Here is a 15,902-nt window from a genome sequence, read left to right as displayed (position 1 = left end):
GGGGGCATGGTCAGTTCTTCAGATAGCTGTGACCACGGCACGCGGTCAGCAACAGGTTGAGCAGCAGGGCCAGGGCCAGCAGCACGATGCCGAGCGCCACCCCCTGGGTGAAGGCCCCTTTCTGGGTCTCCAGCGCGATGGCGGTGGGAATGTTGCGGGTGAAGTGCAAAATGTTGCCCCCCACCATCATGGAGCAGCCCACCTCGGTGACTATGCGGCTGAAGGCGCCGATCACCGCCGCCAGCAGGCCGAAGCGGCACTCGCGCATCAGCCCGAGCAGCGCCCTGGGCCAGGAGAGCCCCAGGGTGCGGGCGGTCTCCCAGGCGCGCCGATCGCTCTGCACGAACGCGGCGTGGGCCATGGTGGCGATCACCGGAAAGGCGATCAGCATCTGCCCCACCACCATGGCCTGCTGGGTGAACAGCATCTTCCAGTCGCCGAAGGGGCCGGCCCGCGACAGCAGCATGTAGAGCAAGAGGCCAATCACCACGGTCGGCACCGACTGCAGGGTATTGATGCAGGAGAGCCAGAGCCAGCGCGCCGGAATGGGCAGATAGGCCAGCGCGAAGCCGAGCAGCAGGGCCGGCAGCAGCACCAGCCCGAGCGCCAGGCCCGACACCGAGAAGGAGACCCCCACCACCTGCCACAGTTCGGCGTCACCGCTGAACAGCAGCGAAAGGGCCGCCAGAGTGGTCTCGATCAGGGTCGGCACCGGGCGCCTCCGTCAATCAAGGTGGCGAGAGGCATCTCGAGCAGTCTCGGCCTTGGCATCACTGCGGCTTGGCGTCGGCCACGAACAGCGGCTGGCCGGCCACCTTGAAGTCACCGATAAGCTGCTGGCCATGCTGGGAGACCAGCCAGTTTTTCAGGGCGCGCGCCCCTTCGGTGTTGAGATCCGGGTAGCGCTTGGGGTTGACCAGGATCACCTGGTAGGGGTTGAACAACCGCTTGTCCCCCTCCAGCAGCACGGCGAGATCCAGCTTGCTCTGGTAGGCGAGCCAGGTGCCGCGGTCGGTCAGGGTGTAGGCACCCAGCTCCGAAGCCATGGTCAGGGTCGGCCCCATGCCCTGGCCGATGGATTTGTAGCCGGCGAACTCAGGCTTGACGTCAGCCGCCTGCCACAGGGTCTTCTCCTTGATGTGGGTGCCGGACTCGTCCCCGCGGGAGATAAAGGTCTGCCCCTTGTTCTTGATGGCCTGCAGCGCCTTGGCGGCGTCGTGCAACTTGCCAAGACCGGCCGGATCTTTCGCCGGGCCGACGATGACGAAGTCGTTGTACATCAGGTGCTCCGGCTCGATGCCAAAGCCCGCCTCGACGAAGGCCTTCTCGGCAGAGGGGGCGTGGGTCATCACCAGATCCGCGTCGCCGTTCTCGCCCATCTTCAGGCTCTGGCCGGTACCGGCCGCCATCACCTGCACCGGGTAGCCGGTCTCCTTGGTGAACTGGGGCAGCAGCCAGCCCAGCAGGCCGGACTGTTCGGTGCTGGTGGTGGTGGCGAGGCGGATGGGGGCCTTGGTCTCGGCATGGCTGGCGGCGCTCCAGAGCGGCAGGCTCAGCAGCAGGGCGGAGGAGAGGGCAAGGGCGAGGCGTTTGCGCACTGTGGCTGTGATCATGATGTCAGGGTACCCGGTGATGGAGAGAGGGCAGGACTAAGCAAGCAGGGTGCCAAGCTGGCCACATGCCCTGTTCGGCACGGTTTTTAATGTGAAAACAGTCGGTTAAGCGCCCTAATTGCGTGATGGCACCGTCGCTTTTAATAAACGGAGTTGGCACTTAGGGCCGGTTAGCGACAAAATGTCCCACAGTTTATAAGGTCGGTGGGACAATCCCGGAACCTTGTCGAATCTGAGGTACTTTTTTCATGACTGCACCCGCCAGCCGCTGGTCCGCCCTCTCCTTGCTCATCGTCGACGACGAACCCGGCATGCGCAGCTTTCTCGCCAAGGCGCTGGCCCGCCGCTTCGCCCAGATAGAGACGGCCGCCAGCGTGGAGGAGGCCGAAGCCCTGCGCTGCCGCCTGCATTTTGATCTCATCATCGCCGACATCCGCCTGCCGGGGCGCTCCGGTATCGAGTGGCACGAGGCCATCGACCCCGCCACCCGGCGCAGCGACATCATCTTCATGACCGGTTTCGGCGACATGGAGACCGCCCTCAAGGCGCTGCGGCTCGGTGCCAGCGACTTCATTCTCAAACCCTTCAACCTGGATCAGATGGTGCAGGCGGTGGACAGGGTCATCGAGCGTCGCCAGATGGAGCGGGAGAACCTGCTGCTGCGCCGGGAGGTGAGCAAGCTGTTCCCGCCCACCCTGATCGGCGACAGCGCCAGGACCCGCGAGCTCAAGACGCTGATCGCCCGGGTCGCCCCCTCCAACGCCGCCGTGCTGGTGGAGGGAGAGTCCGGCACCGGCAAGGAGCTGGTGGCCCGCGCCCTGCACCAGCTCTCCGGCCGGATGGGGGCCTTCGTGCCGCTCAACTGCGCCTCCATCGCCCCCGAGCTTTTGGAGAGCGAGCTGTTTGGCCACGTGCAGGGGGCCTTTACCGGCGCCCGCAAGGGGCGCGATGGCCTGTTCCGGGTCGCTCATCAGGGCACCCTGTTTCTGGACGAGATCGGCGAGATGCCGCTCGCCATGCAGGCCTCCCTGCTGCGGGCGCTGGAGCAGAAAGCCATCCGCCCGGTGGGGGCCGAGCGGGAGCTTTCGGTGGATGTGCGCATCGTCGCCGCCACCAACCGCAACCTGAAGGCGGAGGTAGAGGCGGGCCGGTTTCGTGAAGACCTCTTCTATCGCCTCAACGTGGTGGCGCTGCCGGTGGCCCCCCTGCGTGAGCGCATCGACGACATCCCCGCCCTGGTGCACCACTTCACCCGCCAGCTCACCGCCGAGATGGGCATGGGCGCCCTGCACTGGACCCATGAAGATGTAGTAGCCATGCAGGCCTACCCCTGGCCCGGCAACGTGCGCGAGCTGCGCAACCTGATCGAACGCTGCCTGCTGCTGGGCAAGCCGCCTGCCGAATATTGGCAGAGCGCCAAGCCGGCCGAGTCGGCGCGGGGGGAGGAGGGCTATCCGCTGGAGTGGGCGCTGGCCGAGGTGGAGAAGGCTCACATCCTGCAGGTAGTGGCGAGCTTTGACGGCAACAAGTCGGCCGCCTCCCGGGTGCTCGGGGTGGCGCGCAAGACCCTGGAGCGCAAGTTCAAGGAGTGGGCCATCGAATGAGCCGGCTCGCCCGTTGTCGCCGGAGTGAGCCGTGAGGCTGACGCAGATCCCGGGGTTGCTCAGAACCAAGGTACGCTGGCGTCTGCTGCTGCTCACCTCGGTGCCCATCATGCTGACCCTGGCCGGCATGATAGGGCTCACCCTCTACTGGACCCTCACCTACAGCTGGCAGAACCTGCTCACCACGGTGCGCAGCGACCTTGGCGTGGCCCACCACGCGGTGAGCGTGCAGCAGCAGCGCCAGGCCGAGCACCTCGAACACCTGCGTGATGCCTGGGCCTTCCAGCTGCAACTGCGCGAATCCCCCGCCCGCTTGCGCCAATGGGTGATGCCGCTGGCCGCCAACTACGGCCTCGACTTTTTGCGCCTGCGCAGCGGCAGCGAGCTGGATCAGCTGCCAGAGCAGGATCGCGCGACCCTCGCCGCCGGGCGCAGCGTCAGCCACTTCGTGGTCTGGTCGCGGGAGCAACTGTTGGCGCTCTCGCCGGCGCTGGCCAGCCGCGCCGTGCTGGACAAAGAGCTGGAGCCGGGCGCAGGGCAGGAGACCCGCGGTCTGATCAGCCTCTCCCTGACCCCGGTGATGGGGCGGGACGGCAGTCTCTGGGGCGTGCTGGAGGGGGGCGAGCTTATCAACGGCAGCACCCGGCTGGTGGACGAGCTCAAGGGCCAGGTGTTCGCCAAGAACACCCTGCCGGCCGGCAGCATCGGCAGCGTCACCCTGTTTCTCGGCGATCTGCGGGTGAGCACCAACGTGCCCGCCAGCAGCAGCCAGCAGCTGGGACGGGCGGTGGGCACCCGGGCCTCGGCGCCGGTGCGCGAACAAGTGCTGGGGCGCGGTGAGCCCTGGATTGACCGCGCCTTCGTGCACGACGCCTGGTATGTGTCGGGTTACGAGCCGCTCTTGGGCGCCAATGGCGAGCGTATCGGCATGCTCTACGTCGGCTTTCTCGAGTGGCCCATCGTTCGCACCTACCTCACCAATCTGCTGGAGCTGGGCTCCGGCGTGGTGCTGCTGTTGCTGCTCTCGGGCCTGCTGGTCTATCGCGGCGCGCGGGACTTGTTCACCCCCATCGAGCGGATGCACAAGGTGGTGCGCCAGGTGCAGGCGGGTCGGCCGGCCCGCATCGGCGAGCTCTACCTCGACCCCGATCACGAGCTGGCCCAGCTCGGCCGCCAGTTCGACGCCATGCTGGATCGCCAGGCGGCGCACCGCCAGCAGCTGGCCCGCAGCGCTGACGAGCTGGAGCAGAAGGTGGCCGAGCGCACCCAGAGTCTGGAGCAGAAGACCGCCGAGCTCGAGCACCACATCCATATGCTGACCCAGGCCCGCCAGCAGCTGCTCATCAGCGAGAAGCTGGCGGCCCTCGGCGAGCTCTGCGCCGGGGTGGCCCACGAGATCAACAACCCCCTGGCGGTGATCCTCGGCAACGTGGAGCTGATGAAGCTGGAGCTGGGGGAGGCGGCAGAGCCGGTGGGCGAAGAGCTGGCGCTGGTGCTGGCCCAGATCGAGCGCATTCGCGCCATCACCCGCAGCCTGCTGCAATATTCCCGTCCCGGCGACTACGAGACGGCGCCGGTGTGGCAGCACCTCACCCCCATCATTGAGGAGAGCCTGACCCTGGTGCGCTCCGCCCTGCGCCAGCAGCAGGTGAACCTGGTGGCCGATCTCAAGGCCCAGCAGCCCATCGAGGCGGATCGCCAGCAGCTGCTGCAGGTGCTGATAAACCTTCTGGTCAACGCCAGCCATGCGTTGGGGGAGCAGGGGGAGATCCGGGTCGAGAGCCGCGACTGGCTGGATGACGCCGGGGCCCTGCAGGGGGCCGAGGTGCGGGTCATCGACAACGGCAGCGGCATCGAGGCGGCCATCATCGACAAGATCTTCGACCCCTTCTTCACCACCCGCGCCACCGGCACCGGGCTGGGGCTGGCCCTGAGCCACCGCATCATCAGCCGCTGGGGCGGGGAGCTGTTGGTGGATTCCACCCCGGGGCAGGGCAGCTGCTTTACCATCCGCTTGCGCAGCCACGCCCGGCTGGCCAGCGGCGGTGAGCGCGCCCGGCTGGAGGGGTGGCGCATCGCCCTCCATGCCGAGGGGCGTGAGGTCGGTGGCAACAACCCGTCTTAGGCAGTCGTAAAAAAGCCCGCCAATAACTTGCAGGACGCACAGTGCCCTCAATGGGGAGGGGGTGACTGTCGCAATTGAGAGTGAGGCACAAAAAAGCCCGCCAATAGTGGCGGGCTTTTTTATGGGCGAGTGAGGGGATACTTACTGCGGGCTCCACACCAGCTTGCCGCTCTGGGTCAGGTCATAGCCGCCGAGGCGGGCCGCCAGCTCGCGCCCCTCGGGGGATTGCAGCCAGCCGATCAGCTGTTGCAGCAGGGTGCGAAAGAAGACCCCCTGCGGCATCACCAGATCGAAGCACTCCTGGGAGAGCGGTACGAAGTCGAGGCCGAACTCGGTGGCGGTGCTCTGGGCGCCGGGCCCCACGTCCGCATCGCCGCGGCTGATGGCGGCGGCCAGCTCCCGCTCGCTGTTGACCTCGAGGGTGCGCTCCAGCCGGGTCAGCGACTCACCCTGGGTTTGCAGCCACTCCTGCAGGGCGCGCTGGCTGCCGGCCCCCTCCTGGCGCATGGCCCAGCGCCAGTCGAGCGCCTCTTTCGCCTCCTTGGGTTGCAGCCCCTGGCGCAGCACCAGCCCCTGTACCCGGCGAAATCCATGTACGATCACCCATTGTCGGTGGCCCTGATACTGCTGCACCAGCGCCGGGTGGCGCAGGTGGGCCTCCTCGGCCTGGCCCCAGTGGATGGCGCACAGATCCACGTGGCCGCGCGCCAGCATCGCCAGTCCCTGACGAGTGCCGCACGGGGTGTAACCCACCAGCGCCTGAGTGCCGAGCTGCTGGGCTAGCCGGCTGCTGGCGTAGTGCAACAGCACATCGTCCGAGCCCGCCAGCAGCAGCCGGTCGTTCATCACCCCCTCGTGGCAGCTGCCGAGCAGCCAGCGGTCGAGCAGGGAGCGCGGAAACAGCCACTTGCCGGTCGCCTTGGTGGCGGGGATGCGCGCCTCGTTGGCGAGCTGGTAGACCTTCTTCTCGTTGAGATCGAGGTACTCCGCCACCTGCTTCACATTCATAAACTCGTTCATGGCTTGCGTTTGGCCCTCTGGCTGGTCTGATCGAGATACAGCGCGATTTGCTGGGCACTCATCAACTCGTTCATGGCTTAATCCCGCATTCCGCGACCGGCCGAACCGGGCGCCAGCACCGGCGGCTTCTCGTCCAGCAGCAGCTGGTCGTGGCCGCTGAATACCTCGAAGTGGCGCCCCTTGGCGCGGGCAATCATGGTGATGCCGAGCTGGCGGGCCAGATCCAGCCCCATCTGGGTGACGCCGGAGCGCGACAGCAGCACTGGAATGCCCATCTGCGCCACCTTGATCACCATCTCCGAGGTGAGCCGCCCCGTGGTGTAGAAGATCTTGTCGTGGCCAGCCTCGCCGCGCATCCAGAGCTCGCCCGCCAGGGTATCCACCGCGTTGTGGCGCCCCACGTCCTCGACAAAGGAGAGGATTTCGGCGCCGCGGCAGATAGCGCAACCATGCACGGCACCGGCCATCTTGTAGGTTTCGTTATGGGCCGACAGCGCCTTGAGCAGGGCGTAGAGGGTGCTCTGTTTAAGCTCAGGCGCCGCCAAGACCACCCCTTCAAGCTTCTTCATCACGCTGCCATACATGGTGCCCTGACCGCAGCCGGAGGTGACCGTCTTCTTCTCCAAGGATTTGTCGAGATCTTCGGCCTGCTGGCTGCTCACCACGGCGGCGGCCTCGCTCTCCCAGTCGACGATCACCGACTCGATGGCTGCAATATCCTCGATAAAGCCCTGATTTTTCAGATAACCCAGCACCAGTGCCTCGGGGCGGGCCCCCAGCGTCATCAGAGTCACTATCTCCTTCCAGTTGAGGTAGACAGTCAGTGGCCGCTCACAGGCGATTTGGCGGGTTTGCAGCGTGCCCTGCTCATCCATCACCTCGACGGCCATGGTGAGCTGGGCTGCTGCATTGCTTTTGATAAAGGTCGGTGTCATGGGCCCCTCGCGACCGGTTGCCGGGATCTAAGGGGAGGGATACAGCAAGTTTTGTTCCAGATAATCAACCTAATCGTGATTGTATAGCACAAAGGATTGAATACATAACTAATGCGAATATCAGTAATGTAAAGTATTCTATGCGGCAATTTAGATATAAATGTTTATATTTATCTGTTACGCTGTTTTTTAGAAAAATAGTCATTTTTTTAATTTAAAGGAATGTTTGGAGGCTCAGTGGAGAATTACTTCTTGAAATTAGAAAGCATTCATCCATCATGTTTAATGAAAATATTGCAAGGAGATAAGCTTCCCAGAAAAGTTGAGATATGGGAGTTTACTAATGAGATTAAACCTCTAGATTTATATTGCTACTTGTATGCTAAATTTGGTCCCCCGAATGGAATTCAGAATTTTCTCAGAGCTGATGATTCAGACAACTTGATTCATTGGGAGTGGACACTTGTGGGTGATTATGGTCTTACATCCATCCAAGGGCATAATTTCCGTAGTGAAGTTCATTTAATTGGTGATTTTGCAGGGAAAGAATTATCACTACATGATTTCATTCACCAAATAAAATCGGATATAGGAGTGTATGGTCAGAGAATATCTGAAGTAAGGAAAGAGCTTGAAAAATGGACTCAGTTTGTCAATCCATATAAAAGAATAGAGTCGGCTGTAAATCTTCATTTTTCTAAACTAGACGAACTGAATATTAATATTCAAGAAGATAAAGTCCCACAACCCAATTCTGAAAAAGACTGGGCTAATTATCAAGCTCGTTGGGACGCAGTCTCAGATAAATACAGTTATGCCGTTGGTTTAACATTTGGTCTGCGCTCTATGCTGCCTGTTCTTGCAGAGTCTTTTGTTAACTTGCTGCTATTTGTTTTGTGTCGGAAAGAAATAAAAAATAATGATCGACTTTTTAAGAATGCTATCAGGCAACCGATAGATATAAGGGTTCAGTCGTTAAATTTAAACTGCATTGGCTTTTGTTCTTCGATTGACTATAGCTCAGAGGCGTGTAAGAAGTTTCACACGCTGATGAATGAAAGAAATGACTTGCTACATGGCAATATTGAGGTTAATAAATTATCAATAGGTGATGTGTTTTTTAAGGGTAAAGTACCTATTTTTATTCAATATGGGGATTTTTGGGATAAATCTATTGGTGTTTCAATGCAGTCAGTGAAATTTGAAGAAATACATGAGGATAAAAAAGTGGTAGATGATTTTATAAATTATATCCTCAGTAAACTTACCCCTGAGGTAAAACAAGAAATTGATATGATTATGGATAAAGAGCAGTTAGGTTTCAATAGTAAAACAGGAAGGATTGGTCTTTTATTCTCTGACCATATGGTTGATTTCAGAGCTGTTGTTAAAAAAGCCTGAAAGATATTTTGTTCACTTTGTTGTTTATCTCGGATGTAGGGTTAAATTGTAGGTTGGTGCTGAACGAAGTGAAGCCCAACGTTTACCGCACACAGCCTTATCAAGGCAATAATCGGATAATCCGGTGTTATTCGATTATTGCCATCCCTACTTATTAATGTTCCGGCGGATTAGTTTTACGCCGCATGTTGGGCTTCGCTGCGCTCTGCACCAACCTACGCCCGCGCCAACTCATATCCCGCACGACACGCCAACCCGTATCAAAGCCCCCATCAGCCATCAATCCGGCCTTGGCCCCACTCTTGCTAAGTCTTATCCCATTGATGGCTGTGGCCGCCATGAATCTCCTGCTGTGATCCGCCCCTAACGGGGTGGATCACGGGGGAGGGCGGCCCGGCAGAGACCTTCTGATGGGAGCCGTGACAGTGCAAGACACCACCAATACCTTGCCCCCGCAGCGCTGGCTGCAACTGGAGTTAAAGGCCATCGACAGCCAGGTTGGCCGCTGGCAGAGCCGCCGTTTCGAGATTGCGGCGCTCCACCCCGCCGACCCCGAGGCTGCCGGTGCCTTGCCCCTTACCCTGTTTCGCGACGAGCGGGGGGATTATCGCTTCAACCTGAGCTCCGGCTCGCCACGCCTGTTTGTCACCGGAAGCCGCGTGGACAATGGCTTTGTGGCCGACGGCCTGACCCTGAGCCAGACCGTGGCCGCGGCCTATATGGATGGCGAGCGGCAGGTGCTCTCCTGCCCGCTGCCCGAGGCGCTGCAAGCCTGGGTGGAGGCCTTTATCGGTCGTCACGGCGAGCTGCTGGAGGCCCGTCGCAAGGGCAAGAAGGGCAAGGGGCGAGCGCAGGATCAGTTGGGTGTCGATGCCGCAGAACCAGTCAATTGCGGCGCCGTTAAAGCCACCGGCCCCGATGGCCGCGAGCGTGGCAGTGACAGCGGAAATCGCGCCCATGAGTGAGTTCCTCAAACGCTGGTCGTCTCGCAAGAGTGAGGCGCGCAAGCATCAGGTATTGCAGCCGAGGGAAGAGGTTAGCCCCGAGGCAGTTGCCGCCCCCACCGAAGGCAGTGGCGAAGCTGAAACTCCAGATACTGCACTGGATAGCCCCGTAGTCAGCACTGACAAGGGGAGCAGTGAACTCCTTGCCATTGAGGGGGCCGAGAGTGGCGAACCGCAGCTAACAACAGCTCAGCCGGGCAAGGCAAAACTCCCCGACAGGGAGGCGCTGCGCGCCATGTTTCGCAGCCATAAACCGGATGGGCTCGACGACTACACCCAGGATTTCAGCCAGCCCGAATTGCTGCCTGCGGCCCTGACCGCCGGGCTGCGCAACTGGCTGGTAGATCAGGTAACCGCCCCGGAGAGCGAATCGACCAATCCGGCCAGCGGATTCGCTGAACCGGTGGCGCTTGTCAGCGAACCTTCCGCCGACGAGCTGGCTGATAACCATTCTCAAACCCACACCGACGATCGGGACATTTTGGTTTCCTCTGGTGGACAAAATGTCCCAACCAAAGGTGGGGGAATGGAACCCTCAGGATCCTGACTCCCTGTCAGTCACTTTTTTTCCGGGGGAGTTGGCTCGCCTCTTGCTCTCTCGGCTTACCAACAAGCGCCCATCCCATGAGGTGGCGCGCGCAGGAGTGTATGTGAGCACTGAACAAACATTGCCAAATCTGAGCCCAAATCTGGCCCACGGGGCGGGGGCGGCCGAGCACAACGCGCGCGCTCGCGCCTATGCCCTGCAGCATACGGTCAAGACCGACAACCTGATCCCGGCCACTGTCTCTTACCAGAGTCAGGGGCGCCTGCTGCTGGTCGGCCCGGAGGATCGCATTCGCCGCGCCGCCAGCCTGCTGCCCCAAGGCGTGATGCCGACCCTGCTGGTGACCGAGTCGGTCCATGACGCCGAGGCGGCGGATCTCGAGGCCATCTTCGAGGCTACCGCCACCCTGGATGCCCTGACCCTGCGCGAGCCGAGCCTGACAGGGTATCTCGGCCAGTTTCAGCTCACCGGCCTCAATGGGCAGGGTGAGCGTATTTCTCTGGCTGCGCTCTGTTTTCCACAACAAGCGACGGTGAGTAGCGAACCGCGCTTTGATCTGGTGGCCGATCTGGGTACGACCCCGCTGTTTGCGCTGGAGCGCCCGCCGGTGGGTTATCTGCATCTGGTAGATGATGTTGGCTTGGCCGAACGACTCGCCGAACTCTGTGCGCTGACCGGTATCTTCGACAAGCCGCGCTATTTTCGCCTCGACCCCGAGGCCTGCGCCTTTACCGCCCGCGGTGTGCCAGGTTGCAGCCGCTGCCTCGATGTCTGCCCGACCGATGCCCTCAAGCACGTCAATGGTCGTATCCAGATCGATCCCCATCTCTGTCAGGGCTTTGGTAGCTGCGCCTCGGCTTGTCCGACTGGCGCCATCGGCTATCACCAGCCCGATGCCAATACCAGCGGTGACTACCTGTTGCGCCTGCTCAAGCACTACCGGGAGGCGGGGGGCGACGCACCTCAGCTGCTGATCGCCGGTGAAAACGAGCGCGAATGGGTGGAAGCCGAACTCACCCGCCTGCCCGCCAACTGGCTGCCGGTCTGGGTGGAGGAGAGCGCGAGCTTAGGCATCGAGAGCTGGTTCGCCGCCCTTGCCTATGGCGCCAGCGCGGTGCGCATCGTGCTGGGCGATGATGCCCCCGCCAGCGTTCGCGCGCTGGTCGAGCGGGAGCTGGCGAGCGCCGCTGTGCTCTTGGCGGGCGCCGGCCTCACAGCAGATCGCATCGCCCTGTTTAACCCGGATGTCGAACTAGATAAGCCGCTCTCCTGTGAGCCAGCCTCAGCCCTGCTGGACAAGCCGCTCAAAGGAGACAAACGGGAGAACCTGTTCGCCTCCTTCGATGCCCTCTGGCAGGCCAACGAGGGGCGCCGCGAGCCGCTGGTTGTGCCCCACGGCGCCCCTTACGGCAGCGTTGAATTGAAAGAAGCTGACTGCACCCTCTGCATGGGCTGCGTGGCGGTCTGCCCGAGCCGCGCCCTGCATGCGGTGGGCCATGCGCCCGGCCTCAACTTTATCGAGCAGGAGTGCATCCAGTGCGGCATGTGCGAAAAGGCGTGCCCCGAGCAGGCCATAGTGCTCACGCCCCGCCTGCAACCTGTGCCCGAGGCACGCCGCGCCGTGCAGAGCCTCAAAGCCGAGGAGGCGGCCTGCTGCATTCGCTGCGCCAAGCCGTTCGCGCCGGCCTCCCTTATCCGCCGCATCCAGCAGAAACTGGCTGGTCACTCCCACTTCCAGAACGAAGCCGCCCAGCGGTTGCTGATGTGCGAGGACTGCCGGGTGAAGGATGTGTTTGCGGCGCTGGCGGCGGATCCCGTTTCCCAGCTCAAGGTGTGAGGGGTCAGTGATGAGCGAACAACATAACGAAAAGGCTGGCGAACTGACCATGACCGAACTGGAACAGAGCAGCGCCGATCTCTACGCCCTGCTGGCGAGCCTCTGGCGCGCCGCCCCCTGTGGCGAACAGCTCGCCTGGCTGCAAGGGTTGCAGGCCATGCCCGGCCCCTTTGCCAGAGGGCTGGGGCTGGTGCAACTGGCGGCCAGCAGCCATCACGAGCACGAGCTTGCCGAGGAGTATCAGGATCTCTTTATCGGGCTGGGGCGCGGGGAGATAGTGCCGTTTGCCTCCTGGTATCTCACCGGCTCCCTGATGGAGCTGCCGCTGGCGGTGCTGCGCGCTGACCTGCAGTCGCTTGGCTTCGAGCGCCAGAGCGGGGTGTGCGAGCCGGAAGATCACCTGGCTGCCCTGTGCGAAGTGATGGCGGTATTGATTGCCGAGCAGCACCCGGATCGCAACCGCTTCTATGAACGCCACCTTGCCCCCTGGGTACTCGCCTGCTGCCGCGATCAGCAACAGGCGAAAGGGGGCAGCTTCTACCGGGCGGTCGGGGCCCTTGCCGAAGACTTTTTCAAACTGGAACAGGAACTGCGCCTGCCCTTTGGCAGCCCGGTGGTGACGCTGCCATGACGCTGCGCCGCCCACTCATAGCAAAACCGGCTCACCGCAGCCGACCATAACAACAGAGGTCACAGAAAGATGAGCGATGAACAGCTGAAAGACCCGTCCCGCCGCAATCTGATCAAGGGGGTGGGGGTGGTTGCCACCATAGGTGTGCTGGCCGGTGCCACCGGCCGGGTGGTGGGCAAGGAGGTGCTGACTCACGACACCGAGCCTGACAAGGGCTATCGGGAGACCCCCCATGTTCACGACTTTTATCGCACCCTGCGCGGCACCGACTGAGCCGGCTCAGTGAAGGAGAACTCATGAAACTGACGAAACGTGCCGAGCAGCCCCAGGCGGGCGAGCAGGGCCACTTGCAGAGTAATGCAAACGCTCGCGGTCAGGGGCTGACCCGTCGCGCCTTTATGGTCAATTCCGGTCTGGTGGCTGGCGGCGCCGTGGCGGCCGGCTGGCTGGCACCGGCCATGATGCAGCGGGCCGAGGCCAAGACCGTGGCGGCCGGGGTGCCGGTCGAGGTGAAGCGCACCATCTGCTCCCACTGCTCGGTGGGTTGCGGCGTCTATGCCGAGGTGCAGAACGGCGTCTGGACCGGTCAGGAGCCGGCCTTCGATCACCCCTTCAACCTCGGCGGTCACTGCGCCAAGGGGGCGGCCCTGCGTGAGCATGGCCACGGTGAGCGTCGCCTCAAGTACCCGATGAAGCTGGTGGGAGGCAAGTGGCAGCGCATCAGCTGGGATCAGGCCATCGAAGAGGTGGGCAACGAGGTGCTGCGCCTTCGCAAGGAGTCCGGCCCCGACAGCGTCTACTGGCTCGGCTCCGCCAAGCACTCCAACGAGCAGGCCTACCTGTTTCGCAAGATGGCGTCCCTGTGGGGCACCAACAACGTGGATCACCAGGCGCGGATCTGCCACTCCACCACGGTCGCCGGGGTCGCCAACACCTGGGGCTACGGCGCCATGACCAACAGCCTGAACGACATGCACAACAGCAAGTCGATCATGTTCATCGGCTCCAACCCGGCGGAGGCCCACCCGGTCGCCATGCAGCACATCCTGCTGGCCAAAGAGCGCAACGGCTGCAAGATCCTGGTGGTCGACCCGCGTCGCACCCGCACCGCTGCCAAGGCGGACATGTACCTCTCCCTGCGCCCGGGCACCGACGTCGCCTTTATCTGGGGCATGCTCTGGCACATCTTCAAGAACGGCTGGGAAGACAAAGAGTTCATCCGCACCCGCGTCTACGGCATGGACGAGGTGCAAAAAGAGGTGGCGCGCTGGACTCCGGCCGAAGTAGAGCGGGTGACCGGCCTCAACGAGCAGCAGGTCTATGGCGCTGCCAAGCTGCTGGCCGACAACCGCCCCGGCTGCGTGGTCTGGTGCATGGGCGGTACCCAGCACACCACAGGCAACAACAACACCCGCGCCTACTGCATCCTCGAGCTGGCCCTTGGCAACGTGGGCAAGAGCGGGGCGGGCACCAACATCTTTCGTGGCCACGACAACGTGCAGGGCGCCACCGACTTTGGCGTCACCTCCGATTCCCTGCCCGGTTACTACGGGCTGGAAGAGGGCTCCTGGAAGCACTGGGCCCGGGTGTGGGACGTCGATTACGAGTGGATCAAGGCCCGCTTTGACAACAAGGCCTACAACGGCAAGCTGCCGATGAACAACAACGGCATTCCGGTCTCCCGCTGGGTGGACGGGGTGCTGGAGAATGCCGATCTCATCGAGCAGGGCTCCAATATCCGCGCCATGTTCTACTGGGGCCATGCGGTCAACTCCCAGACCCGCGGCCCGGAAATGAAGAAGGCGATGCAAAAGCTCGACATGATGGTGATTGTCGACCCGTATCCCACAGTCGCCGCCGTCATGAATGATCGCACCGACGGCGTCTACCTGCTGCCGGCCACCACCCAGTTCGAGACCTATGGTTCCGTCACCGCCACCAACCGCTCCATGCAGTGGCGTGACAAGGTGGTTGAGCCGCTGTTCGAATCCAAGGTGGACCACGAGATCATGTATCTCTTGAGCAAGAAGCTCGGCTTTGCCGATGAGCTGTTCAAGCACATCAAGGTGGAGAACAACGAGCCGCTCCTGGAAGACATCACCCGCGAATACAACCGCGGCATGTGGAGCGTGGGCTACACCGGTCAGAGCCCGGAGCGGCTCAAGGAGCACCAGCAGAACTGGCATACCTTCCACAAGACCAACCTCAAGGCCGAAGGTGGCCCGGTCAGTGGCGAAGTGTACGGTCTGCCCTGGCCCTGCTGGGGCACCCCGGAGATGAAGCACCCGGGCAGCCATATCCTCTACGACACCAGCATTCCGGTCTCGCAAGGGGGTGGCGGTTTCCGCGCCCGTTTCGGCATCGAGTATCAGGGCGTCTCGCTGCTGGCGGAAGACTCCTGGCCGAAGGGGAGCGAAGTGGAAGACGGCTATCCCGAGATCACTGCCGACCTGATGAAGCAGCTTGGCTGGTGGGATGAGCTGACCGAGGCCGAGAAGAAAGAGGCCGAGGGCAAGAACTGGAAGACCGACCTCTCTGGCGGTATCCAGCGGGTTGCCATCAAGCACGGCTTCGTGCCCTACGGCAACGCCAAGGCGCGCTGCGTGGTGTGGACCTTCCCGGATCAGGTGCCCAAGCACCGCGAGCCACTCTACACCCCGCGCCGCGACTTGCTGGCCGACTACGCCACCTGGCCGGACGCCAAGAGCCTGTGGCGCCTGCCGACCCAGTACGCCTCGGTGCAGGAGAAGGATGTCAGCAAGGAGTTCCCGATCATCCTCACCTCCGGCCGTCTGGTGGAGTACGAGGGGGGCGGCGACGAGACCCGCTCCAACCCCTGGCTGGCTGAATTGCAGCAGGAGATGTTTGTCGAGATGAACCCGGCGGATGCCAACGACGTCGGCGTGCGCGACGGTCAGGATGTGTGGGTCGAGGGGCCGGAAGGGGGTCGGGTCAAGGTGAAGGCGCTGGTGACCCCAAGGGTCAAGGCGGGGCTCGCCTTTATGCCGTTCCACTTCGGCGGCCACTTCGAGGGCAAGGAGCTGCGATCCAAATATCCGGAAGGGTCAGACCCCTATGTGCTGGGGGAGTCGGTCAACATAGTCACCACCTATGGTTATGACCCGGTCACCCAGATGCAGGAGACCAAGGTCACCCTGTGCCGTTTTCGCAAAGTAGGAGCCTGA

At 62.3% G+C, this 15,902-nt stretch carries 13 protein-coding genes; 9 read left to right on the top strand and 4 right to left on the bottom strand.

From position 1 onward, the window contains the following. Positions 1–10: 10 nt before the first annotated feature. A complete protein-coding gene (locus tag I6L38_RS12885; protein WP_010633284.1) occupies positions 11–712 on the bottom strand; it encodes an ABC transporter permease in 702 nt (233 codons plus the stop codon). A gap of 58 nt (positions 713–770) precedes the next feature. After that, positions 771–1,613: a substrate-binding domain-containing protein gene (locus I6L38_RS12880; protein WP_216988587.1), complete on the bottom strand. Its 843-nt coding sequence runs from the start codon at positions 1,611–1,613 to the stop codon at positions 771–773. A gap of 248 nt (positions 1,614–1,861) precedes the next feature. Between I6L38_RS12880 and I6L38_RS12875 the strand changes: the two genes are divergently transcribed. Then, the gene (locus I6L38_RS12875; protein WP_017785189.1) at positions 1,862–3,217 is read left to right on the top strand and encodes a sigma-54 dependent transcriptional regulator; all 1,356 of its coding nucleotides are present in this window, start codon (positions 1,862–1,864) and stop codon (positions 3,215–3,217) included. 31 nt (positions 3,218–3,248) lie between these two features. Beyond that, on the top strand, positions 3,249–5,342 hold the full coding sequence (locus I6L38_RS12870; protein ID WP_216988586.1) for a cache domain-containing protein: 2,094 nt from the start codon (positions 3,249–3,251) through the stop codon (positions 5,340–5,342). Positions 5,343–5,483: 141 nt separating this feature from the next. Here the strand turns inward: I6L38_RS12870 and I6L38_RS12865 are convergent, their stop codons facing one another. Together I6L38_RS12865 and I6L38_RS12860 are read right to left on the bottom strand one after the other, a co-directional pair. Further along, positions 5,484–6,350 (bottom strand): helix-turn-helix transcriptional regulator, encoded by an 867-nt coding sequence (locus I6L38_RS12865; RefSeq protein ID WP_025201348.1) that lies wholly within the window; start codon positions 6,348–6,350, stop codon positions 5,484–5,486. A gap of 89 nt (positions 6,351–6,439) precedes the next feature. After that, positions 6,440–7,297, bottom strand: a complete 858-nt coding sequence (locus tag I6L38_RS12860; RefSeq protein ID WP_026459016.1) for a formate dehydrogenase accessory sulfurtransferase FdhD — start codon at positions 7,295–7,297, stop codon at positions 6,440–6,442. Between the two features lie 252 nt (positions 7,298–7,549). Between I6L38_RS12860 and I6L38_RS12855 the strand changes: the two genes are divergently transcribed. The 7 genes from I6L38_RS12855 to I6L38_RS12825 all read left to right on the top strand — a co-directional run bounded on the left by I6L38_RS12855 (position 7,550) and on the right by I6L38_RS12825 (position 15,902). Continuing rightward, positions 7,550–8,698 (top strand): hypothetical protein, encoded by a 1,149-nt coding sequence (locus tag I6L38_RS12855; protein WP_216988585.1) that lies wholly within the window; start codon positions 7,550–7,552, stop codon positions 8,696–8,698. 410 nt (positions 8,699–9,108) lie between these two features. After that, positions 9,109–9,663 (top strand): DUF3305 domain-containing protein, encoded by a 555-nt coding sequence (locus tag I6L38_RS12850; RefSeq protein ID WP_216988584.1) that lies wholly within the window; start codon positions 9,109–9,111, stop codon positions 9,661–9,663. Then, positions 9,656–10,249, top strand: a complete 594-nt coding sequence (locus tag I6L38_RS12845) for a DUF3306 domain-containing protein (RefSeq protein ID WP_216988583.1) — start codon at positions 9,656–9,658, stop codon at positions 10,247–10,249. The genes I6L38_RS12850 and I6L38_RS12845 overlap by 8 nt, the downstream gene beginning before the upstream one ends. A gap of 103 nt (positions 10,250–10,352) precedes the next feature. Then, entirely contained in the window at positions 10,353–12,086 is a 1,734-nt protein-coding gene (locus I6L38_RS12840) for a 4Fe-4S dicluster domain-containing protein (RefSeq protein WP_216988582.1), read from the top strand. Positions 12,087–12,096: 10 nt separating this feature from the next. Next, positions 12,097–12,717, top strand: a complete 621-nt coding sequence (locus I6L38_RS12835) for a molecular chaperone (protein ID WP_017785182.1) — start codon at positions 12,097–12,099, stop codon at positions 12,715–12,717. A 69-nt stretch (positions 12,718–12,786) separates the two neighbouring features. Further along, positions 12,787–12,990, top strand: coding sequence for a transcriptional initiation protein Tat (locus I6L38_RS12830; protein WP_005303194.1), 204 nt, complete (start codon positions 12,787–12,789; stop codon positions 12,988–12,990). A gap of 23 nt (positions 12,991–13,013) precedes the next feature. Further along, on the top strand, positions 13,014–15,902 hold the full coding sequence (locus I6L38_RS12825) for a formate dehydrogenase subunit alpha (protein ID WP_216988581.1): 2,889 nt from the start codon (positions 13,014–13,016) through the stop codon (positions 15,900–15,902).

This window comes from Aeromonas sp. FDAARGOS 1408 (genome assembly GCF_019048665.1).
Classification (GTDB): Bacteria; Pseudomonadota; Gammaproteobacteria; order Enterobacterales; family Aeromonadaceae; genus Aeromonas; species Aeromonas dhakensis.
Note: the sequence above shows the minus strand (reverse complement) of the source record. Positions and strands in the feature narration are given on the sequence as shown.